This is a genomic window from Flavobacterium quisquiliarum, assembly GCF_019308285.1.
GTDB classification, from domain to species: Bacteria; Bacteroidota; Bacteroidia; order Flavobacteriales; family Flavobacteriaceae; genus Flavobacterium; species Flavobacterium quisquiliarum.
In genome coordinates, this window is record NZ_WWEM01000039.1 from 224,816 (window position 1) to 248,312 (window position 23,497).

The following is a 23,497-nucleotide window of genomic DNA, read 5'->3' on the forward strand; positions in this document are numbered from 1 at the left end:
CGACTGAAAACTATCGAATAATCATCACTTTTTTAACTTTGGTTTCACCGCCATCCTGCGCCGATATAAAAACCATATAAACACCAGAGGCCACTTTGTATTTACCAAAAGCTGTTGTGTCCCATTCGATTGTTCCGCCAGAAGAGGTTGTTTCAAAAACCAAGTTTCCTTCTATGTCAGTGATTTTAATATTGGCTTTATCAATTAAACCAGCAACTTTTACTGTTCCTGCATAAGTTGGACGAACTGGATTTGGATAAACATATACATTATTAAGATTGTCATTTGCTCCAGTTGCAATTCCATTAAACGAAACCATTCCTTTATTAGTAACAATAAAAACCTCACCTGTTTTGTTATTTATTTTAACATCATTTATATAGTTACTTGGCAATGGCGAATTGTTTATTGTAAAATGATATTTTGTTTCCTGACCATTTGAAGAAACCATAAAAATGCCTGAATCTGCTGTTCCAATCCATTTATTATTGGCTCCATCAACCGCTATAGAAGTAATAAATTGCTCATAAAGCAACTCCTGCGCTAAGCCATCTTCCGTAATAATAATCGGATTTGCTTTGAGCTGACTTTCCGATTGAAAATTACCAATATTCGACAGCACTCTTAATCCTTTTGTAGTACCAATCCAAAGCTGATTTTTGGCATCTAAAGCAATAGCTCTAACGTCTGCAATAGGAAGATTTCCAGTATCAGTACCAAAAGTCATTTTTTTAAATGTATTGGTAGTTTCATTAAAACCAACAACTCCATCACGATTGGTTCCAAGCCATTTTACATTATTTCTATCGATAGCAATACTTGAGTAACTTATATTTTCAGCAATATCAAAAATAGGAGTCATTGAATAACTTCCCCATTGTCCATTTGTTTTTAAAACTTTCAAACCATTATTGATACGGCTATTGGTAATCCAAAGATTTCCTGCTTTATCATAAGCATTTGCATTTATACGCACATCAATATAATCTGCACCTGCGTTTGTGATTGATTCTAAACCGCTGTTTTTTTCATTATAAAGAAAATTTGGCAGATCACTTTCTATCCTTAATAATCCTGAGAAAAAAGAACTTGCATAAACCTGCTTTTCATTATTTGGATTTACTAAAATTCTGGTAATCGATTTTGCATCATAAACTTCAGAATACGGAATATTCAACCAGCCTGATGCATTGAACCGGCTTATGCCATAGCTATCCAATGGATATGGATCATAGGACGTATCATAATCTCCATAAACTGCCCATACTATATTTGGACTTACATCTATCGAAAAAATATTATTCTTTACAGGTCCTGTTGGGGTATTATTTTCAAAAGCCGACACATTGCTAAGAGTAGAAAAAAACATTCCTTTCTCTTTAGTTCCAATAAAAATTCGATCTCCAACTGCAGTGGCACAACTAAAATTTAAAGTATTTTCTAAAACCTGAGAATTCGTAATCTGACGAGTTAAAACCATTTGATTGTTATACACATAAACTGTACTTGGCGTAGTGATAAACAAATTATGATTTTTTGCTCTCATATCAACAGAAGCTTGAGGCAATTGAAAAAAATTATTAAATGTATTAGAATTGTATCGATGAATATTTCCAGAATCGCTTATCGCAATAAGTTCCGTATCCAAAGCTTCGACACTAAACCAATTTCCTGCATTCACTACCAGCCACTGATTATAGTCAACTAAATTTGCGTTTGCAATATCTGCTCTTCTTATACCGCTTGATGTTGCTGCAAAAATAAATCCATTAAATAAAGTTGTTTGTTTGACACTAATTTCTGCACCATTATCGCCAATAAAATAAGTATCACCAAATTGCGAAGTAGTCAAATTAAACTGTACAATTCCAAAATCGCAGGAAACATAAACCACCCCATTGTACTCCATAAAATGATTGATTTTCTTAGTGTTTGCTGGGAGCTGTTTATTGATTATATCGACAATCTTTAACATGCTTCCGTCGCTTTCATTGATTAAAATCATCGTTCCATTTTCGTAACCAACTAAAGTTTTTTTGAAAGCTTCACTATAATAAATCGCAGAAATCGTCAGACCTGATAATCCGTCGACTGTAGTTATGGTTTTTAGAATGTTTGTTGAAATATTTTTAGAAAACAAAGCATTTTCTGAAGCTGCTAAAACAGTTGTCGAAGATTCTGAAACATCCTTGATTTCATTAAATGAAAAATACCCTTGCCAAGACAGTTTATTTTGAGCCTGACAAAACTGAATTATTGTTAAAAAGAAAACGCAGAAAAGTATTTTTTTCATCACTGGATATATTCGATTAGACAAATATACTACAAACAAGAGTATTTAATTTTTGACACCAATAAAAAATGCCTTCGACTTTATTAATCGAAGGCATCCTTATTATTACAGATAGATTTTTAAACTACACCTTGCGCAAGCATAGCATCGGCTACTTTAACAAATCCGGCAATGTTCGCTCCTTTTACATAGTTTACATATCCGTCTTCTTCAGCACCATATTTTTTACATTGGTTGTGAATTCCAACCATAATTTCTTTTAATCTCAAATCTACTTCTTCACTTGTCCAGTTTAAACGAATAGAGTTTTGAGTCATCTCTAACCCAGAAGCCGCGACCCCACCAGCATTAGCTGCTTTTCCTGGAGCAAATAATACTTTATTGTCTAAGAAAAGTTTAATAGCATCTAATGTAGAGGGCATATTGGCAGCCTCAGTTACACATAAAACACCATTATCAATTAACTTTTGAGCATCTTCTCCATTTAATTCATTTTGAGTAGCACATGGAATAGCAATATCCACTTTTACTTCCCAAGGACTTTTTCCTTTATGAAAAACAGCATTTGGATATTTCTCCAAATATCTTTCAGCTCTATTATCTCCAGTCGCTCTCATTTCAAGCATGTGGTCGATTTTTTCTCCCGAAATACCTTCTTCATCATAAATATATCCGTCAGGTCCAGAGATCGTAACTACTTTCCCTCCAAGTTCATTTACTTTAAGAGCAACTCCCCAAGCCACATTTCCGAATCCAGAAATAGCTACTTTTTTACCTTTAATTTCATGACCAATTGTACGTAACATTTGATCTGTAAAATAAACTACTCCATATCCTGTAGCTTCTGGTCTGATTAATGAACCTCCATAAGCCAAACCTTTCCCAGTTAAAACTCCTGTAAATTCATTTCTGATTCTCTTGTATTGTCCAAATAAATATCCAATTTCTCTAGCTCCAACACCAATATCACCAGCAGGAACATCTAAGTCAGGCCCAATATGACGGCATAATTCTGTCATAAATGATTGGCAGAAGCGCATAATTTCACCATCTGATTTTCCTTCAGGATCAAAATCAGAACCTCCTTTTCCACCACCCATTGGAAGTGTTGTCAAACTGTTTTTGAATACTTGTTCGAAAGCCAAGAATTTTAAAACAGATAAATTTACAGAATGATGAAATCTAATTCCTCCTTTATATGGTCCAATTGCAGAATTCATCTGAATTCTAAAACCTCTATTGACAATAATCTCTCCTTTATCATCTACCCAAGGAACTCTGAAAATAATTGATCTCTCTGGTTCAGCGATTCTCAAGAGTATATTTTTACCATCATATTTTTTGCGCTCAGATATAAAAGGAATAACTGTTTCTGCAAATTCTCTAACCGCTTGAAGAAATTCTGGTTCGTTTGGATTTTTTGACTCAATAAGAGCCATAAATTCATTTATTTTTTGTTCCATATTTGAAATAAATTTTCAGATAATTTTTGATTTATTTTTCAATTTCTAAACTCGAAAAAAGTTTAAGAAAACGTTTTCGTTTTAACATACAAAGATATATCAAATATTGTTTCAATGTTATATTTTTCACTTTTTTGAATCGATTTGTGTTTTTTTCAAACATTGCAAAAAAACGCATTTTACATGTAGGTCTTTACATGCAAATTACCTATTAAAAGTTAGTAAATTAAGTATTTTGATAGTTATTTTTCAATAGGATGATTTAATATTTTGAATCGAATATGTTTTTTATATATTTGCCGAGATTTGTAAGCCCCTGAAAAATGCCTAAACACCTATTTATCACATTACTTGCCGTTCTTAGTTTATCAACAGCGGCATCAGCTCAAGGACTAGCTCAAGAGATTGGAATTTATGCTGGACCAGTTACTTTACAGTCTGATTTTGGTGAGAGACACAACTTTGACACCAATGCTGGAAACTCTGGTTTTGGTATCGGAATTATGCACTTTATCAACTTCTCTGCCAATAACAACAGAGAAAATTACTTTACTGAACACTTTAAAGTTAGATCTGATTTAAACTTCAGCAGAACTAATTTAAAGCACTTTGGTCAATGGGTTGAAAGAAAACCGGATGGCATATTTGCACAGCAATTGAAAAACATGCATGCAAGTTCTACGATTGTTGGATTGGGTGCTCAAATAGAATTTTCTCCATTTATGAAAATTCACGATTTTGAAAACACAATTGGTAGCTTCAGTCCGTATGGAAGTTTAGGTTTCCAAGTAAGCTATTATTCAGCAAAATTAGGATCTCGTTTAGGAGACATTACACTTCCAACTGTAACTCCAGGGAAATATTTAACTCCTTCTGATGGTCGTGCTCACGGATTTTCTACAGAAAGTGGTGTTGTAGTATCGGCAACAGCAGCACTTGGTGTACATTACAAATTAACCACAATGAGCGATTTAATGTTTGAAACTCGTTTTCAAATGTACAACTCTGACTGGGTTGACGGTTTAAATCCAAATAAAGATATTTACAAAGAAAACAAATCTAACGACTGGCAGGTTTGGTTTAACTTCGGATATATTTACTACTTAGAATTCTAAAGAGTAATTTCAAAATATAAAAAATCCCAAATTCCAAAAAGTAAAATTGGAATTTGGGATTTTTTTATTGGAATTTATTTTTAAGCTAAAGCTTGTTCTAAATCTGCAATTAAATCTTCTGCATCTTCAATACCAACGCTTAAGCGAACTAAATCGTCAGTAATACCAACTTCTGCTCTTTTATCAGCAGGAATAGATGCGTGCGTCATCAAAGCCGGGTGATTTGCCAATGATTCTACTCCTCCTAAAGATTCTGCTAACGTAAACACTTTCAGTTTCTCTAAAAAAGCAATAGAGTCTTCTTTTTTCCCAGATTTAAAATCAAAGGATACCATTCCGCCAAAAGCTTTCATTTGCTTTTTAGCAATTTCGTGAAATGGATGAGTTTTTAAACCTGGATAATAAACCGTTTTAATCTTTGGATGATTACTTAAATATTCTACTACTTTTTCTCCATTTTCACAATGTCTCTGCACTCTTAAAGCTAAAGTTTTGATTCCTCTTAAAACCAAAAAACTATCCATTGGCCCAAGCGTTGCACCTGTAGCAAATTGTTGAAAATGTAATTGATCTCCTAATGCTGCGTCTTTTACAATTAAAGCTCCGGCAATAACATCTGAATGTCCTCCTAAATATTTTGTTGCAGAATGCATTACGATATCTGCTCCTAAATCAAGAGGTTTTTGTAAATAAGGTGTTGCAAAAGTATTATCTACCGCAAGAAGGATTTTTTTCTCCTGAGTAATTTTTGCTATTTCTTGAATATCTGCCAATTTCATTAATGGATTTGTTGGCGTTTCTACCCAAATTAATTTAGTGTTTTCGTTGATTAAACTTTTGAATTTTTCAATATCTGTCATATCAACAAAATGAAACTTAATTCCTGAATCTTTATAAATTCTTGAAAACATTCTATAAGTTCCACCATACAAATCATCCATTGCAATGATTTCATCTCCTGCTTTAAATGATCTTAAAATACAATCTGTCGCTGCAAGACCAGAAGAAAATGCTAATCCGCGTGTACCATTTTCAATACTCGCCAATGCGTCTTCTAAAGCGGTACGAGTAGGGTTTGAAGCTCGGCTGTATTCGTAATCTGCTAAAGGTTTTCCTGGACTTGTCTGTACAAATGTTGATGTTTGATATACGGGAGGCATAACAGCACCTGTACTTGGATCATGATGTTGACCACCATGTATTACTTTTGTATTGAATTTCATATGTAAATGTTTATTATTTTTTTATTGGTTATATGTAATTAGCATATCTCCATTGGTATTTGCGACCAATTTATGGTCATGCTCATTTCATATAGTTATAAATTTTAAATCCTTAATTCTTTTACAAATTTACCGCTTAATTTATTTTATCGCGTCACAAGTTCTTACCTTTGTAGATAATTAACACTTTTTGATATGAAAAATTACATATTTATAATCTTTTTGTGTTTGATTTTTACAAGTTGCAAAAAAGACCTTTCATTTGAAAATGAAACATTTGAAGAAAAATCTACTAAGCCGTGCAAAAATGATTGCCCGAGTATCACAATAGAAGTTCCAGTTGCCAAAAATAAAAAAGTAATATCAGACAGTATCAATAAGAGAGTTTTTGCTGTCATTAAAGAGATTGTATTTTTTGAAGAAGATTCGGTAAAAGTCGACGATTATAAATCATTGGCAAAATCTTTTATTGCTTCTTATGAAGAAATGCACCAGAAATTCCCTCAAGACACTTTTGGCTGGGAAGCCAAAATAATTGGGAACATAGAATTTCAATCGGAACAGATTTTAAACTTAAAAATTGATCATTACACTTTTACAGGAGGTGCTCATGGCTATCAAGGTTACCGCTCTTTGTTATTTAATCCGAAAACAGGAAAAGCTATTTTCAACAATCAATTATTCAAAAACGAAAAAGAGTTTAAGGCTTTCGCCGAAAAGGCATTCCGTTCAAAATATAAAATTCCTGAAACAGCCAACATTAATGCAACAGGTATGATGTTTGAAAATGATAAATTCCAATTGCCACAGAATATCTTTTACACTTCTCAAGGTTTACTTTTATATTACAATTCATACGAAGCTGCTTCTTATGCAGACGGCCCAAAAGAGCTTATATTTTCTTATGATGAAATAAAAAAATATTTGAATTTTCAATAGACAACAATCCAATATTTCAATATTCTGTATGCAACAGCACTATGGCTTATCTCTAGAGAAAAACCTTTGTTTCTCTGAACCTTTGCCCCTTTCTACTGCACATCATATTTCATCTTACGCAAAACCCTTAATGCTTCTTTAAACGAAGAGTATACCTGTTTATAAGGTTTTAGAAGTAATTTAGCGTCAATTAATTTTTGTCTCGCATCTTCAAAACCATTCAAATGACAAATCATAAAAGTGGAAGGCAGATTTTCGAGATCTTTCATTTCGCGCTCCGATAATGTAATTTCTTTTTGAAGTTTTGCCAGCAATGCCATATTCGAATTGTAAATATGATATAGCATTTTTCTATTAAACTCCGGTGGCTGAAAAAGCATCTGACGATCTATTTTATAATAACCATTATCAAAGAAATGAATGGTTTGCTCTTCCAGCGGATAATAACTCGTTTTGTCATTTAAACCTAGAGGCACATATTCTGTAATGGTAAAGGTATCATCGTTATATTCAATAGTAACAACATCTTGTGCCGAATAAAAAAGTTTAATTTGTTCGTTGATTAATTCTATATCAACACGCGACAGAAACGTTTTTTCTCGCATTGTTTTTGGAACTCCAGCCCAGCAAATCACAAATAATTCTTTAAAGACATAGTATTTGGGCGACATATCTTTATGTCTGAAATTCATAAAATCGATAACGCCGTCAAGAGTATATTGAATACTGTTTCGGGAACTATTTTCGATTCCAATAACCGTTTCTGTATTCTGATTGCTTTTTTCGATTTCCTCGTGTTCTTCCAGCGGAATCGAGTTACTACCACGTCTTATGAAAACACTATTTGCTAAAATCGTATGAATTCCTTTTTTAAAGTATGAGATTTTACTTTTAGGTTTAATGGTAACCAAACCAATTACTTTGTCTTTTGGAAGATTTGGAAAAGGGACATTTTCGTATTGAATTTTAGGAGGATTTTCGAGAAAGGCATTGACCAGATTCTGAATTCGGCTGTCATCGAAGAAATCATCACCGACAATTTCATTATCCTGATCTTCTACTCCAACTACGATATAAGAATTATTGTTTGGATTTGAGTTTGATAAAGCACAAATGTGTTTCAAAAACTTACCTTTTCCTTCTCGAGAATGAAGATTCAACTGCCTTTTTTTATCATAAAAACTGCTTTCGTCATTATGAGCCAGAAGATTTTTAATTAAAAGGCGTTTATTGATCATAATCTAGTTTTTTGGCTACTAATTTACATTAATTAAAACTCGTAATCATTTAAATTTCATTCCATTTCATAACTCTAAATATAAAAAAGACGCACTCAAGTGCGTCTTTCTACAAATTTCATTAAATACTTTTCTTGACAATCGTCGAAGAAGCCTGTGCGGTACTCATTACGACTAAATCTGCAATATTTACATGATAAGGTCTTGAAATCACAAAATGAATAATATCGGCAATATCTTCTGCCTGCAGCGGATCAAATCCTTTATAGACATTTGAAGCTCTTTCGGCATCGCCTTTAAAACGAACTTCACTAAACTCGGTCGCAACCATTCCGGGATGAATACCGCCAACCCTAATTCCGAATGGATTTAAATCGATTCGCATTCCAGCTGTAATGGCATCAACTGCATGTTTAGAACCACAATACACATTTCCGTTTGGATAAACTTCTTTAGCGGCTGTTGAACCAATATTGATAATATGTCCAGATTGTCCCTCCACCATCTGCGGAATTATCGCTTTTGAAACATATAAAAGTCCTTTTACATTAATATCGATCATCGCATCCCAATCGTCTAAATCTCCGTTTTGAATGGGATCTAAACCGTGGGCATTTCCGGCATTATTAATTAAAACGTCGATTGTTGAAAAATCATTTGGTAAAGAACCAATCTTCTCTAAAACATCTTCTTTATCACGAACATCAAAAGCTAGAGAATGAACTTCTGTAAAAGCCGAAAGTTCTTTTTCAAGTTCTTCTAAACGATCTTTACGTCTTCCGCAAAGAATCACTTTATAATTGTTTTTTGCCAGAATCTGGGCAGTTGCTTTTCCAATTCCGCTTGTGGCACCAGTAATTAAAACTGTTTTTTTCATTTTAAATATTTTGTTTTAACACATAGAAACATAGATATACTTTGCTTAAAAAGGCATTTCATTTGCATAAATTCACATAGCTATGTGTAAGTGAAACGCTAAATTCATCTTTTTAAAAATATAAAAAATCTATGTTTCTATGTGTTTATTTTTTTGCACTCTAACTGAATACTAAAAACTGTAAACTGAACACTAAAAATTAAGGCACATCGTCGCCCATACTTTCTGTCCAGATTGCAAACCAGTCTTCTGTATCCATATCCAATTCAATTGCTTTTGACAAGGATTGAATTCTTGCAATATTTACAGTTCCTGCAATCGGAATTACTTTTGCAGGATGTTTTAAAATCCATGACAATAAAAGTGTATCAGCGCCTAAGTGATATTTCTCCAATAAAGTGGAGAACAATTTTTTCAAACGGCGAGTTTGTTTTGTGTCTTCTCTAAAAACAGTTCCAAGCGGATTCCATGATAAAGGACGAATTCCGTTAGTCTGCATATAATCTAAACTTCCGTCAGTCATAGCTTCGTAATGTGTTGCTGAAAACTGTACTTGATTATAGCTTACTTCTGTTTTTTGGCGAATTAATTCAGTTTGTGAACTTGTAAAATTTGAAAGTCCGAAATCAATAATTTTACCTTCTCCTTTTAATTTCTCAACTGCTTCAGCGATTTCATCAGCCTGCATTAACGGACTTGGTCTGTGCAGTAAAAAAACATCTACATAATCAGTCTTTAAATTTTTCAAAGATCCTTCAACCGACTTAATAATATAGTCTTTAGAATAATCGTAATGTTTGATTTTGTTTTCAGGGCGTTTATCCGCAATCATCTGAATACCGCACTTCGTAATTAATTGTAATTTTTCACGTGCAATCTTGCTTGCGTGAAAGGCTTTTCCAAAATCGGCTTCGGTCGTGTACGAACCGTAAATATCCGCGTGATCAAAAGTCGTAATTTTGTTTTCGATACTTACCTGTATCATGTTTTCCATTTCTTTGGTTGTAAGGTTTTTATCCCAAACTCCCCAATTCATAGTGCCTGAAATTATAGGCGATAAGACTGTTTTGCTCATAATAGTTATGCGTTATTTTTGGTAATAATTATGCTTTAATAAAACATAATCATCAAAGTTCTTAAAAATATAAAAATAGATTCACAATTAGTCCTTAAAATTAGGTGTTTGGTCGAAGTTTTAACCATTCTTTAACATCTTACTTATTAAAAAATATTCAATTTGCACTCTCAAAAATTAGGCGTTAAAATCAAGGTTTTAAAAATATTTATATGGAAGAAAATACAACGACTTTAGACATTAGAGCGATAAATGAAAAAATTGAAAGAGAAAGTGCTTTTATAGACCTTCTTACAATGGAAATGAACAAAGTTATTGTGGGTCAGAAACATATGGTCGAGCGTTTATTAATCGGATTGCTTGGACAAGGACATATTTTATTGGAAGGAGTTCCAGGTCTGGCAAAAACTTTGGCGATTAATACGCTTTCACAAGCGGTTCAAGGTTCTTTCAGCCGTATCCAGTTTACGCCGGATTTATTACCTGCCGATGTTATCGGAACCATGATTTACAACATTAAAGCAAACGAATTCTCTATTAAAAAGGGACCAATTTTCGCCAATTTCGTACTTGCCGATGAGATTAACCGTGCTCCTGCTAAGGTTCAGTCAGCACTTTTAGAGGCGATGCAGGAAAAACAAGTTACAATTGGTGACACTACTTTCAAATTAGACCGTCCATTTTTAGTATTGGCAACTCAAAACCCAGTTGAACAAGAAGGTACTTATGCACTTCCTGAAGCACAGGTTGACCGTTTCATGCTAAAAACTGTAATTGACTATCCAAAAATTGACGAAGAGCGTTTTGTAATCCGCCAAAACTTAAAAGGATCTTACGAGAAAGTAAATCCGGTAGTTTCTGTAGATCAAATTTTACGTGCGCAAGAAGCGGTTCGTGAAGTTTACATGGACGAAAAAATTGAGAAATACATCTTAGATATTATTTTCGCTACGCGTTACCCAGAAAAATACAAATTAGCCGATTTAAAACCGCTTATCAGTTTTGGAGCTTCTCCTCGTGGAAGTATCAACTTGGCTAATGCTGCAAAATGTTATGCTTTCATCAAACGTCGTGGTTATGTAATTCCAGAAGACGTTCGTGCCGTTGTTCACGATGTGTTACGTCACAGAGTTGGAATCACTTACGAAGCAGAAGCAGAAAACATTACTTCTGTAGACATTATCAACAAAATCGTTAACGAGATTGAGGTACCTTAAAAAAAGTGCTCAGTGTTCAGGTTTTAGTATTCAGTCAGCAAACTGATACTTTGATTCTTGAACACTAACAAAAGACAGAAAGACCTTTTAGAATTTGAACTTACTGAACACTTTCTAACTGATCACTGAACACTAAAAAAAATGGATACAAAAGAGCTTTTAAAAAAAGTACGGAAAATAGAAATCAAAACGAAAAGACTGAGTAATCATATCTTTTCGGGAGAATACCACTCTTCATTTAAAGGACGAGGAATGACGTTTAGCGAGGTGCGTCAATACCAATACGGAGATGATATTCGTAACATCGATTGGAATGTAACCGCACGCTACAACGAAGCTCACGTTAAAGTATTTGAAGAAGAACGCGAATTAACCATGGTTTTAATGGTTGATATTTCGGGTTCGGAATCTTTTGGTTCTAAAAATCAATTTAAAAAAGACATCGTAACCGAAATTGCGGCAACGATGGCTTTTTCGGCTACACAAAACAATGACAAAATTGGTTTAATCTTATTTTCTGATACTGTAGAATTATATATTCCGCCCAAAAAAGGACGTTCGCATGTACTTAGAATCATTCGTGAATTGATCGAATTTGAACCAAAGAGTCATAAAACCGACATTGCTCAGGCTTTGAAATTTTTATCCGGAACACAGAAAAAGAAAGCGATCATTTTTATGATTTCCGATTTTATGTCTGATTCTTACGAGCATACTTTAAAAATAGCTTCTAAAAAACACGACATCACAGGTGTTCGAGTATACGATATCCGCGAAGAAAAAATTCCTAATTTAGGAATGGTAACGATGCTGGATGCGGAGACTGGAAAATTACAATTGGTTGATACACGTTCAAAAGCAGTTCGCATGAATTATGAGAAACATTATCAGGAAAAATTGAATTATTTTAAAGATACCTTCCGTAAATCTGGAGCAGGAATTGTCAACACCAGAGTTGACGAAAATTACGTAACTAAACTATTAGGCTATTTCAAATCACGATAAAAATCTGGCAATTTTGATTAACAAATCAAAAATCGTTAATCTAAAATCAACAATCGTTACTCAAATGAAATTTAAACTTTATATATATTTATTGTTCTTTTCTACTATGATTTTTGCGCAGCAAAAACCAGTAGAAACCAGCATTGATACTACAAAAAACAAAATTGGTGCAGAGTTTAAACTGACACTTAAAACTGTCGTAAGCTCAAAATCAAAAGTTGAATTTCCAAAACTTAAAAATATTGGGCCACTAGAAGTTATTCAATCTTATCCTGTTGATACGGTTAAGAAAGATGACAACTATGAGCTAGTTAAAAAATATGGTTTAACGCAGTTTGATTCTGGTCGTTACACGATTCCAAGTGTTAAGATTTTAATTGATAAAAAACCTTTTTATTCTGATTCTCTTAAAGTTGAAGTGGCTAATGTAAAGGTGGACACTTTACAGCAAAAAATGTATGATATCAAAGATATTTCTTCTGTAGATGAAGGAATGGGAACTTGGTGGATTTACGTTTTAATTCTTTTAGTTATTATCGGAATTGGGGCTTTTGTTTATTGGTATGTTAAAAAACGTCAGCTGAAAAAGATTGAAGAAGAAGTTTATAAAACTCCTATTGAAAAAGCGACAAGTTTATTAAACAACCTTGAGAAAAAAGAATTAGTTCAAAAAGGAGAAATCAAAGAATATTATAGTGAATTAACCGATATCGCCAGAAATTATATCGAAGAAGCCATTCACATTCCAGCAATGGAAAGCACCACTTCTGAATTGATTCAAGCCATCAGAACGGCATCGACTCAAAAGAAAATGACTTTGACGCCTGAAACGGTTGAGAATTTAGAACGCGTTTTACGTCAGGCCGATTTGGTAAAATTTGCTAAATCAAAACCATTAGATTTTGAAATTACTGATGATAGAAATAAAATTCAAAAAGTAATTTTAACGTTGGATAATGCAATTCCAACAGAAGTTCCTGAAGATGTTGAAGATCAATTATTGAATGAAGCGCAAAGACAAAAACAAATACAGGCACAGCTTTGCAAAAAAAGAAATGCACGAATTGGTTATTCTGTTGCAGCTGTAATCTTATTGTTGTTTGTAACTACAACTTATTTTGTGGTTACTAAAGGTTTCAATTATGTAAAAGACAATATAATTGGCCATCCTTCTAAAGAATTATTAGAAGGAGAATGGGTAAAAAGTGCTTACGGAAGTCCCGCTGTTTTGATTGAAACTCCAAAAGTTTTAAAAAGAATGGATACTGAAAAAGTACTTCCAAAAGAAACGATGGCGTTGATTAAAGAAATGCAGCTATTTGTTTATGGAAGCATGATTGACAATTTCTATGTAACCGTTTCTACCGCCAAATTTAAACAGCCAACTGATATCGATTTGGCAAAAGCCCTTGAAGGATCTTTAAAAGTAATGGAAGCTCAGGGTGCTCAAAATATTATTGTAAAACAAGAAGATTTCCAAACAAACGAAGGCATTCAGGGAGTTAAAGGTTATGGAACAATGTCTATTCTAAATCCGGCAACTAAAACAAGTACTAAAGCATATTACGAATTGCTACTTTTCAAACAAGATCAAGGTTTACAGCAAATCCTGATTTTACATGAAGAAGGTGATACTTATGCAAACGAGATTACCACTCGAATCTTAAATTCTGTTGAACTTCAAAGAGCAAACAACTAATGGGCAATTTCAGTTTTTTAAATCCAGAGTTTCTTTGGTTGTTTATATTAATTCCGATTGCGATAATCTGGTTTTTATTGAAACGCAACCAGCAGTCGGCTACCTTAAAAATGAGTTCGACGGCAGGATTCCAAAACAGCGAATCTTTATTGGTTAAATTAAGACCTTGTTTGTATGTTTTCAGAATTTTAGCTTTAAGTTCGCTGATTATTGCACTGGCAAGACCAAGAACTGTAGATATCAGCAATCAGACTAAAACAACAAAGGGAATTGATATTGTTATGGCAATTGACGTTTCCGGATCTATGCTGGCAAAAGATTTAAAGCCTAATCGTATGGAAGCTTTAAAAAGAGTGGCAGCCGATTTCGTTGAAGAAAGACCAAACGACAGAATTGGATTGGTTTTATACGCTTCTGAAGCTTACACCAAAACTCCGGTTACCAGTGATAAAGCAATCATTCTAGAAGCTATAAAAGGCATTAAATACGACACCACTCTTCAAGACGGAACTGGAATTGGAATGGGATTGGCAACTGCTGTAAATCGTTTAAAAGACAGTAAAGCAAAAAGCCGCGTTATTATCTTACTGACTGATGGTGTCAACAACGCAGGGTTTATTGAACCAGAAACTGCAGCCGATATTGCAAAACAATATGGAATAAAAGTATACACAATTGGTCTTGGAACTAACGGAATGGCAGAATCGCCATACGCTTATGCACCAAACGGAGGTTTCTTATTCAAAATGCAGAAAGTAGAAATCGACGAAAAACTGATGAAAAATATTGCTCGTAAAACAGATGGAACCTATTTTAGAGCAACCAGCAACGATAAATTAGCAGAAATATACAACGCAATCAACAAATTAGAAACCACTGAAATTCAGGAATTGAAATTCTATGATTATGATGAAAAATACAGAGCTTTTGTTTTATTTGCAGGCTTTTTATTATTGCTTGAAGTGGGTTTAAGAAATACAGTATATAGAAGCTTCATTTGATTTTTTCAAAATCAAAAAATTCCAATTTTAAAATTCCAAATAACAAATTGGAATTTGGGATTTTTAGAATTGGAATTTAAAACAAGTTTGGAATTTGGAATTTATCTCAACAGTTATTTGAGATTGGAATTTTAAAAATATTTATGGAATTAGACGAAAAAAAATATTTATATCTTTTAATACTTATCCCAATTGTGGTGTGTATTTTCTTTTTCAACATGTATTGGAAAAGAAGAAAACAGCTGGAGTTTGGAGATTTGGAAATGGTAAAAAGATTAAGTCCTGAGAAATCAGTTTTTAAACCGGTTTTAAAAATTGTTGTAATTCTTTTGGCACTTACCTGCTTGATTATTGGTTTAGTAAATCCGAAAATCGGAACTAAAATGGAAACCGTAAAACGAGAAGGTATTGATATTGTTTTTGCGGTCGACGTTTCTAAAAGTATGCTTGCCGAAGATGTTGTCCCAAGTCGTTTAGAAAAGAGTAAACAATTGGTTTCTCAGATTATAAACAATCTAGGAAGCGACCGAATCGGAATTGTGGCCTACGCAGGAAGTGCTTTCCCTGTTTTACCGATAACATCAGATTACAGTGTTGCCAAAATGTTTTTGCAAAGTATGAGTCCGGATATGGTTTCGTCACAAGGAACTTCTTTGGATGAAGCCATTCGATTATCAGCTACTTATTTTGATGAAAAAAGCAAAACCAGCAAACTATTAATCCTAATTTCTGATGGGGAAGATCATTCTGAAGGTGCGACAGCTGCGGCAGAAGAAGCCAATAAAATAGGAATGAAGATTATTACAATTGGTGTTGGAACAGAAAAAGGAGGAACTATTCCGTTAAAAGAAAATGGTGTTGTAAGAGGATATCAAAAAGATCAAAACGGACAAACTGTAACTACCAAATTAAATCAGGAAGGTTTAAAAACAATTGCCAAAGCAACTAAAGGTGGTTATGTTTATGGCGGAAGCACCAAAGAAGTTTTAGAATATATAAAAAATGCTTTGAACAATATTCAGAAAACTGAATTTGAAGCTACGCAAATGGCAGAATTTCAATCCCAGTTTCAATGGTTTATCGGATTTGCATTTTTACTGCTTTTCCTTGATATTTTCTTATTGGAAAGAAAAACAAACTGGATCAAAGAGTTGGATTTATTTAACGAAAAGAAATAAATGTTCAGAGTGAAATTCAGAACAGAAAACAAAATTAGAATGAAAAATTTACTTCTTTATATTTTACTAACGGTTTCTTTTGCGGTTTCTGCACAAGAGAAAGACAAATCATTGCCTGGAGCCAATGAAGAATATAAACAGAATAAATTTGTTGATGCTGAGGCAAACTATAGAATTTCGGAATCCAAATTTCCTAAAAGAGCAACAGCGCCATATAATTTAGGAAACACCATTTACAGACAAAATCAGATTTCGGAGGCGAAATACGCTTACGCGAAAGCAATAAAAAATGCCAAAACAAGACCTGAAAAACATAAAGCTTTTCACAACCTTGGAAATACTTTCATGAAAGAGAAAGATTATACGCAGGCAGTTGAAGCTTACAAACAAGCCTTACGTAATGATCCAACAGATGAGGAAACGCGTTACAATTATGCTTACGCCAAACAAAAACTAAAAGAAAATCCGCCGAAAAACGATAACAAAGACAAAAATAAGGATAAGGACAAAGACAAGGATAAAAACAAAGATAAAGACAAGGACAAAAATAAAGATCAGAACAAAGACAAGGATAAAAAAGACGACAAAGGCGATAAGGACAAAGACAAAAAAGACGGTAAAAATGATCCTAAGAAAGACGACAAGTCTGACAACCAAGGACAGCCAAAACCACAGCCAGGCGGAATATCTAAAGAGCGTGTTCAGAATTTATTAGATGCGGTAAACAACGAAGAAAAGAAAATTCAGGATAAAGTTAACGCTCAAAAAGTAAAAGGAAACCCTAAGAAAACAGAAAAAGACTGGTAAAATAAGTTGAATCGTTTAATCGTTTTATTTGTTAATTACAAAACGGTTAAACGATTAAACAGTTAAAACAAACAACGATTAAACAAGTAATGAAAAGATATTTAATTCTATTTCTACTCACTTTTCAAGGACTTATGGCTCAGGTGCAATTTGAAGCCAAAGTCAGCAAAAACACACTTGGATTGAACGAAAGACTTCGTATAGACTTCATCATGAATGTTGACGGGGATAACTTCGAACAACCTGCTTTTGAAGGATTCAGACTTGTTGCAGGACCAAGTCAGCAAATCAGCCAGTCTTGGATAAACGGAAGAAGTTCTTTTCAAAAAATTTACTCTTATATTTTACAGCCGGAAAGAAAAGGAGCACTTCTAATTAAACAAGCTGCGATAGAATACAATGGACAAGTTTATAAAACTTCTCCGATAAAAATTACCGTTACCAACGCTGTTGCACAAGAAAGAGATCCTAGCGACAGACCTCCTGGATCACCAAACGAATTATTGAATTTGGTTGCCGAAATTTCAAAAACAAACCCGTATTTAAATGAACCAATTACAGTCGTTTACAAACTGTATTTCAATAACATTGGTGTTACTGGTTTTAAAGAATTGGCTAAACCAAAATACAATGATTTTTGGAACCAAAATATAGACATTAAACAATTGGCCATTGAAGAAGGAACTTTTCAGGGACAGAGATGTTATTATGTCATCTTAAAGAAAACTATTCTATATCCTCAAAAATCAGGAAAACTCACAATTGAACCTCTTTCACTCGATATTGGGGTACAATTACCAACAAATCGACGCGATATGTTTGGCCAGATAATTATTACTGAAGACAATAAAATAGTATCTGCAGGAGCAAAAACCATAAACGTAAGACCACTTCCTGAAAGCACAAAACCAGAAGGTTTTACAGGTGCTGTTGGTAAACTGAACTTTACCGTTACACCATCCAAGACAACACTTAAAAATGGCGAAGGTCTTGATTTAATTGTTAGTGCACAGGGAACTGGAAATATGAAGTTATTTACGCTTCCAAAACCTGTTGTGCCGAATGCATTGGAAATGTACGATCCTGTTCATGATGAAAGTGTAACCACTTCATTGGCCGGAATGTCTGGAAGAATTTCAGATAAATATACTATCGTTCCTCAATACAGAGGAAAATATGCGATTAAACCGATGCAATTTTCATATTTCGATTTGAATTCTGGTACTTATAAAACCATAACCTCAAAAGAAATTATGGTTGATGTTCTGGACGGACCAACACCGGCAGAGGCAAATACCGGATCTGCTTCTAAAAATGCAACTGCTCAAACGGATCATTTTAAAAACATCAAATCTAAAACAGTTTTAACAGCTATTGCTAAAAAAGAGTTTTACGGTTCTAATTTATATTTAGGTTTATTATTTGCGCCTTTTATCATCATTCCGCTTATTATTTTAGCTAAGAAGAAAAAAGAGGCTATCGATAGTGATGTTACTGGAAACAGAATTAGAATGAACAATAAACTGGCGAAAAAGTATTTGTCGCAAGCGAAAAAACATCTTAACAATAAAGAACCTTTCTATATCGCATTAGAAAAAGCAATGCATAATTTCTTAAAAGCGAAATTGCATATAGAAACTTCAGAAATGAGTAAAGACAATATCAGAGAATTATTATTGTCTAGAAATGCTAATGCAGAAACCGTTCAGAATTTTATTGATCTGACTGAAAACTGTGAATTTGCACGTTATGCTCCGGCATCAAGCGCTTCGATTCAACAGGATTATAACAAAGCGGTGTTGATTATTTCTGAACTAGAAAAACAGATTGTTTAGTTTTTTTTTACCGCAAAGTACGCTAAGAAAATTGATTTAGATTGCGTCGAATTTAAGTTCGCAAAGTTGAAGATCTTATTACAATATTTTAGAAAATGAAAAATATACTATATCTCTTTTTATTCATCTCACAAGTTTTCTTTGCGCAAGGACGCTTTGAAGCAGGAAATGCGTTATACCAAAAAGGGCAATACAAAGAAGCTGTACAGGTTTATGAAAACATAGTAAAGGAAGATAAATTACATTCGGCTGAATTGTATTTTAATCTTGGAAACTGTTATTACAAACTAAATCAGGTCGCACCCTCGATTTACAATTATGAAAAAGCGTTGGTTTTAAAACCAAATGATCCTGAAACTTTAAACAATTTGAAGTTTGCAAAAAAGCTGACAATTGACGAAATTAAAGAAGTTCCAAAAGTTGGTTTTGCCAAACTGATTCAGAACTTTACTTCTATTTTTGATTACAATATGTGGGCAAAAATTGCTGTCGCAATAGGTTTTGTCTTTTTACTAAGTTTCATTGGTTATTACTTTTCAAAAGCGACCATTGCAAAAAGAATCTATTTTGTGGGAATGTTTATTTTTTTAGTTGCTTTTGCGTTAAGCATTTCAGCTGCTGTATCTGAAAAACGTCATTTTGATAACGATCGTGTTGCCATTGTTTTTTCTGAAATGAGCCAAGTTCGTGCAAAACCTCAAAAGTCTGCAAATGGCATTATACTATTGCACGAAGGAGCAAAAGTTTATGTTCTGGAAACTACAGCTGAATGGAAAAAAGTAGAATTAACAGATGGAACACAAGGCTGGATTGAATCTTCTACAATTAAAGAAGTTAAATAAAGTTTTATAATATTTAAATAAAGAAATCCCAAATTCCAAAACAACATTGGAATTTGGGATTTCTTATTTTTTGGAATTTCAAATTAATTTACAGCATCAACCAATCGAACAAATTCTGATCTATAACCATCTTCATCATTTTGCAAACCAGATTTTGCCAGTTTTTTAATCTCTGAACTTGAAGTGTTAGCAATGTATTTTGACTCACGAAGTTTTAATCCGAACCAGGAAACAGCAGTTGAAAATTTGAAATCAGGAGAACTGTTTTCCAGATTTGTTTTCTTATCTGCTATTACATTTACTATTTCAATACTTCTATCGCCATCAGGTTTTTATATCTGAATTTCACAGTTGCCAGTTCATCACTGTAGTTTCCGTCTGCCTTTTGTGTTTTGGTATATTTCAAATCTGACGGAACATAATCGCTTTCTACACCAACAGGAATAATTTCATATAAAGCTGTAACCGAATGTCCGCTTCCTAATTCGCCCGCATCAATTTTATCATTTTTAAAATCTTCTGCATTTAGTTTTCGGTTTTCATAACCAATCAATCGATACGCCTGCACATGTTTCGGATTAAACTCAATCTGAATTTTTACATCTTTCGCGATAGCGAACATTGAACCTTTAAATTCTTTTCCAAGAAAACGATTTGCTTCCTGAATATTATCGATATAAGCATAATTTCCGTTTCCTTTATCGGCAAGAATTTCCATTTTAGAATCTTTGTAATTTCCCATTCCAAAACCTAAAACGGTTAAGAAAACACCCGATTCTCTTTTCTGCTCAATCAATTTCAGCATATCATCATCGCTTGACGCACCAACATTAAAATCACCGTCAGTAGCTATCACTACTCTGTTGTTTCCGCCTTTGATAAAATTTTCTTGCGCCAGTTTGTAAGCCAACTCGATCCCTTCTCCACCGGCTGTGCTTCCACCCGCATGTAAATCATCAAAAGCATCCATAATTTCCTCTTTATCTTCTCCCGAAGTTGGTTCCAAAACTACTCCAGCCGAACCTGCATAAACTACAATCGAAACCCGATCTGTACTACGAAGTTCTTTAACTAAGATTTTCATAGATTCTTTCAACAATGGGAGTTTATTTGGTTCATCCATCGAACCCGAAACATCTACTAAAAAAACCAGATTAGTAGCTGGCAAATTTGCCATTGGAATGTCCTTTCCCTGCAAACCAATTTTCAGTAATCGGCTATTTTTATTCCACGGACAGTCACTGTATTCTGTATTAATTGCAAATGGATGCTGTCCGTTTGGCTGTGGATATTTGTATTTAAAGAAGTTGATCATTTCTTCCACACGAACTGCATCTTTTGGAACTTTCTGTCCTTCATTAATAAAACGGCGAATATTGGTGTAAGATGCATTATCAACATCTATAGAAAAAGTAGAAAGTGGTGTTTTAAGCGGAGATTCAAACGGATTTTCTTCTAATCCCGCGTAACTTTCTGTGTTTGGCTCGGGAATATATTCTTCGTCTAAAGCGGAATCAGTTGTTGCTACTGCAATTTCACTTGCATCTGCACTCTCTTCTGGCGCATACGCTTTCTTACAGCTGAAAATAGTAAGTACGAGGAATGCCATCATAAAGAAATTAAGATTTCTCATAAAGTAAATTTTAAAAAAATTAGTAAATAGATTTTGGTTTCAAATAAGGACTAGCATTCCGGATGTACTAGAAGTGATTATTTGCAATTTTCGAGTATGCAAAATCGTGCCAAAAATTTTACAAATATTTTTCTGACTTAAAAATAAAATGAGAAACCTTGATTTTAGAGGAAATTATGCTCGATTTTTTTTCCAAAGAGTAAAAGAAAGTGGTTAAACTTTGGCAAAACGTTGCTAAGAAAAAGGGCGAGATGGAATTATTACAAAATTTCAATTTTAGTTTTTCTCAAAATGCTAAAAATAAAGCCCGTGGTTTCAACCACGGGCTATATTTTGAATATTAGGATTTTTATTAGACTTTGAAAAGAGTTAGATAGAATTAAAATGGATTAATCTTTGAAATCCTTTTAATCTGTGGCAACTATATTTTGTAAAATTTAAAACTGGTAAACTTTCTCTGGCGTAACACAATAATCCAATTTAATATCAGATTCAAAAACATCATCGATCTGGTTTACAGCTTCAAAGAATGAAAGTCCTATTTTGATGGTTTCGGGTTTGCATTCAGCGAGAAATTTATCGTAGAAACCTTTTCCGTAACCAATTCGGTTTCCAAAAATATCAAAAGCCAAAAGCGGTACAAAAACTACTTCAACTTTTACAGAAGGTACTTCGATTCCGTCAACAGGTTCGGGAATATTGTATTCGTTCTTTTTGATTTTGGTATTATCTGTTAAAAGAAAATGAGTCATTTTTCTAGTGTCAAAATCACTTTTAGAAATCAGGATTTCTTTGTCTTTTCCAGAAAGTAAATGCAGGACAAATTCTGTATTGACTTCTTTATGTTCTTCGATTGGGAGAAAAACATGATAATAAATTTTGTCCCAAATGGGCATTTGGATTAATTGATTGGCAATCGCCAGACTTCTTTCTTCTATTTCATCAAAAGAAAGTGCTTTACGGAGATTTTTATATTGTATTCGGAGTTCTTTTTTACTCGTCGGCATTGTCTGGAGTTTTAGATAAATGGTAAATGGCATCGCCTTCATAAACAATTGGCGAATGATTGGCATTGATCACATAACCATCGTGCGGTGCTTTGATTTTCTGTTCAAATTTCCCAAACGGATCTGTAATAATCGCTAAGATAGTGCCTTTGGTTACAAATTTTCCAATCAAATTAAAATCATGCAATAAACCAGAACATTTCGCACGTAGCCAAACCGATTGTTTAATATAAATCGAAGGTGTTAAAGCGGGCTCCGCAATTTGCTTCGAATCCAACATCTGTAAGTAATGAAGCAAACGTTTGGTTCCTAGAACGCCTTGATTGGCAATTTCATTATTGATGTCTAAAGATTTTCCGCCTTCAAAAAGAAGCATTTTTACATTGGCATTTTCAGAAGTTTTTCTAAAAGAGCCATTAATATTTTTAGAATACAAAGTAAACGGCGCATTAAAAACATCGGCCAAAACTTTTAACTCGGGATTATTTTCAGTAATTCTAATTTGAGGCGCATTGAAACGGCTTGCTCCTCCCGCATGAAAATCGATCGCATAATCTAAAATCGGTAAAATTTCTTCGACAATATGATAAGCAAATCGGCTGGCAAGCGAACCTTTTTTACTTCCCGGAAAAACTCGGTTTAAGTCACGGCCATCTGGAAACTCTCGCGATTTATTGACAAAACCATACATGTTTATTACCGGAATGCAGATAATCGTCCCGCGTGAAGGTCTGTTGATTTTTTTACTGATAAGCTGGCGCACAATTTCAACACCATTTATTTCGTCGCCATGAATTCCTGCCGAAAATAAAACAGTCGGCCCTTCATGTTTGGAACGACGGACAATAACAGGAATATTTAGTTTTGTTGTAGTATGAAGCCGAGCAATTTCGACGTTTATCGTTCTGTGTTCTCCCGGCAAAATTGATTCGCCAAAAATAACCAATGGAGTACTATTTTTCATTTGGAATTATAAAATCTAAATATAGAAATTATTCTTTTGATTTCGTAAATTTGAAACTAATTCAATGTTAAGCTTCATTTTCAAAT

At 33.7% G+C, this 23,497-nt stretch carries 17 protein-coding genes and 2 pseudogenes; 10 read left to right on the forward strand and 9 right to left on the reverse strand.

The genetic code is table 11. The features are described from left to right. Positions 1-10: 10 nt before the first annotated feature. Both porZ and gdhA read right to left on the reverse strand, forming a co-directional pair. Entirely contained in the window at positions 11-2,293 is a 2,283-nt protein-coding gene (porZ, locus tag GSY47_RS22870) for a type IX secretion system anionic LPS delivery protein PorZ (protein ID WP_179004230.1), read from the reverse strand. A gap of 119 nt (positions 2,294-2,412) precedes the next feature. Then, entirely contained in the window at positions 2,413-3,756 is a 1,344-nt protein-coding gene (gene gdhA, locus GSY47_RS22875) for an NADP-specific glutamate dehydrogenase (protein WP_091494448.1), read from the reverse strand. A 323-nt stretch (positions 3,757-4,079) separates the two neighbouring features. Here gdhA and GSY47_RS22880 point away from each other — a divergent pair, with 323 nt between their 5' ends. Continuing rightward, positions 4,080-4,871 carry a THC0290_0291 family protein gene (locus GSY47_RS22880; protein ID WP_179004228.1) on the forward strand — a complete coding sequence of 264 codons (792 nt, stop codon included), beginning with the start codon at positions 4,080-4,082 and terminating at the stop codon, positions 4,869-4,871. A gap of 80 nt (positions 4,872-4,951) precedes the next feature. On the opposite strand, the pseudogene GSY47_RS22885 reads toward GSY47_RS22880, so the two are convergent. Further along, positions 4,952-6,097: pseudogene (locus GSY47_RS22885) on the reverse strand (cystathionine gamma-synthase); the annotation flags it as partial. Positions 6,098-6,289: 192 nt separating this feature from the next. Here GSY47_RS22885 and GSY47_RS22890 point away from each other — a divergent pair. After that, positions 6,290-7,033, forward strand: coding sequence for a DUF3298 and DUF4163 domain-containing protein (locus GSY47_RS22890; protein WP_179004224.1), 744 nt, complete (start codon positions 6,290-6,292; stop codon positions 7,031-7,033). A gap of 92 nt (positions 7,034-7,125) precedes the next feature. Here the strand turns inward: GSY47_RS22890 and GSY47_RS22895 are convergent, their stop codons facing one another. The 3 genes from GSY47_RS22895 to GSY47_RS22905 form a co-directional block, all read right to left on the reverse strand. Continuing rightward, on the reverse strand, positions 7,126-8,271 hold the full coding sequence (locus GSY47_RS22895; RefSeq protein WP_179004223.1) for an ATP-binding protein: 1,146 nt from the start codon (positions 8,269-8,271) through the stop codon (positions 7,126-7,128). 121 nt (positions 8,272-8,392) lie between these two features. Beyond that, complete coding sequence (locus GSY47_RS22900) at positions 8,393-9,148, reverse strand: SDR family NAD(P)-dependent oxidoreductase (protein ID WP_179004221.1); 756 nt, start codon at positions 9,146-9,148, stop codon at positions 8,393-8,395. A 199-nt stretch (positions 9,149-9,347) separates the two neighbouring features. Continuing rightward, positions 9,348-10,223 (reverse strand): aldo/keto reductase, encoded by an 876-nt coding sequence (locus tag GSY47_RS22905; RefSeq protein WP_179004219.1) that lies wholly within the window; start codon positions 10,221-10,223, stop codon positions 9,348-9,350. 212 nt (positions 10,224-10,435) lie between these two features. Between GSY47_RS22905 and GSY47_RS22910 the strand changes: the two genes are divergently transcribed. From GSY47_RS22910 to GSY47_RS22945, 8 genes are all read left to right on the forward strand, one after another. Continuing rightward, on the forward strand, positions 10,436-11,440 hold the full coding sequence (locus GSY47_RS22910; protein ID WP_177211766.1) for an AAA family ATPase: 1,005 nt from the start codon (positions 10,436-10,438) through the stop codon (positions 11,438-11,440). 141 nt (positions 11,441-11,581) lie between these two features. After that, positions 11,582-12,445: a DUF58 domain-containing protein gene (locus tag GSY47_RS22915; RefSeq protein WP_179004217.1), complete on the forward strand. Its 864-nt coding sequence runs from the start codon at positions 11,582-11,584 to the stop codon at positions 12,443-12,445. A 64-nt stretch (positions 12,446-12,509) separates the two neighbouring features. Next, a complete protein-coding gene (locus GSY47_RS22920; protein WP_179004215.1) occupies positions 12,510-14,144 on the forward strand; it encodes a hypothetical protein in 1,635 nt (544 codons plus the stop codon). Beyond that, positions 14,144-15,145 (forward strand): vWA domain-containing protein, encoded by a 1,002-nt coding sequence (locus GSY47_RS22925; protein WP_179004213.1) that lies wholly within the window; start codon positions 14,144-14,146, stop codon positions 15,143-15,145. The genes GSY47_RS22920 and GSY47_RS22925 overlap by 1 nt, the downstream gene beginning before the upstream one ends. Positions 15,146-15,288: 143 nt before the next feature. After that, positions 15,289-16,323: a vWA domain-containing protein gene (locus tag GSY47_RS22930; RefSeq protein WP_179004211.1), complete on the forward strand. Its 1,035-nt coding sequence runs from the start codon at positions 15,289-15,291 to the stop codon at positions 16,321-16,323. 39 nt (positions 16,324-16,362) lie between these two features. Then, positions 16,363-17,130 (forward strand): tetratricopeptide repeat protein, encoded by a 768-nt coding sequence (locus tag GSY47_RS22935; RefSeq protein WP_179004210.1) that lies wholly within the window; start codon positions 16,363-16,365, stop codon positions 17,128-17,130. 89 nt (positions 17,131-17,219) lie between these two features. Continuing rightward, a complete protein-coding gene (locus GSY47_RS22940) occupies positions 17,220-18,965 on the forward strand; it encodes a BatD family protein (protein ID WP_179004208.1) in 1,746 nt (581 codons plus the stop codon). Positions 18,966-19,060: 95 nt separating this feature from the next. After that, entirely contained in the window at positions 19,061-19,807 is a 747-nt protein-coding gene (locus GSY47_RS22945; protein ID WP_179004206.1) for a tetratricopeptide repeat protein, read from the forward strand. 83 nt (positions 19,808-19,890) lie between these two features. Here the strand turns inward: GSY47_RS22945 and GSY47_RS22950 are convergent. The 3 genes and pseudogenes from GSY47_RS22950 to GSY47_RS22960 form a co-directional block, all read right to left on the reverse strand. Beyond that, positions 19,891-21,293: pseudogene (locus GSY47_RS22950) on the reverse strand (vWA domain-containing protein); the annotation flags it as partial. 584 nt (positions 21,294-21,877) lie between these two features. Then, a complete protein-coding gene (locus tag GSY47_RS22955; RefSeq protein ID WP_179004203.1) occupies positions 21,878-22,447 on the reverse strand; it encodes a 5-formyltetrahydrofolate cyclo-ligase in 570 nt (189 codons plus the stop codon). After that, on the reverse strand, positions 22,434-23,411 hold the full coding sequence (locus GSY47_RS22960; RefSeq protein ID WP_179004201.1) for a succinylglutamate desuccinylase/aspartoacylase family protein: 978 nt from the start codon (positions 23,409-23,411) through the stop codon (positions 22,434-22,436). Before GSY47_RS22960 ends, GSY47_RS22955 begins: the two co-directional genes overlap by 14 nt. Positions 23,412-23,497: the final 86 nt, after the last annotated feature.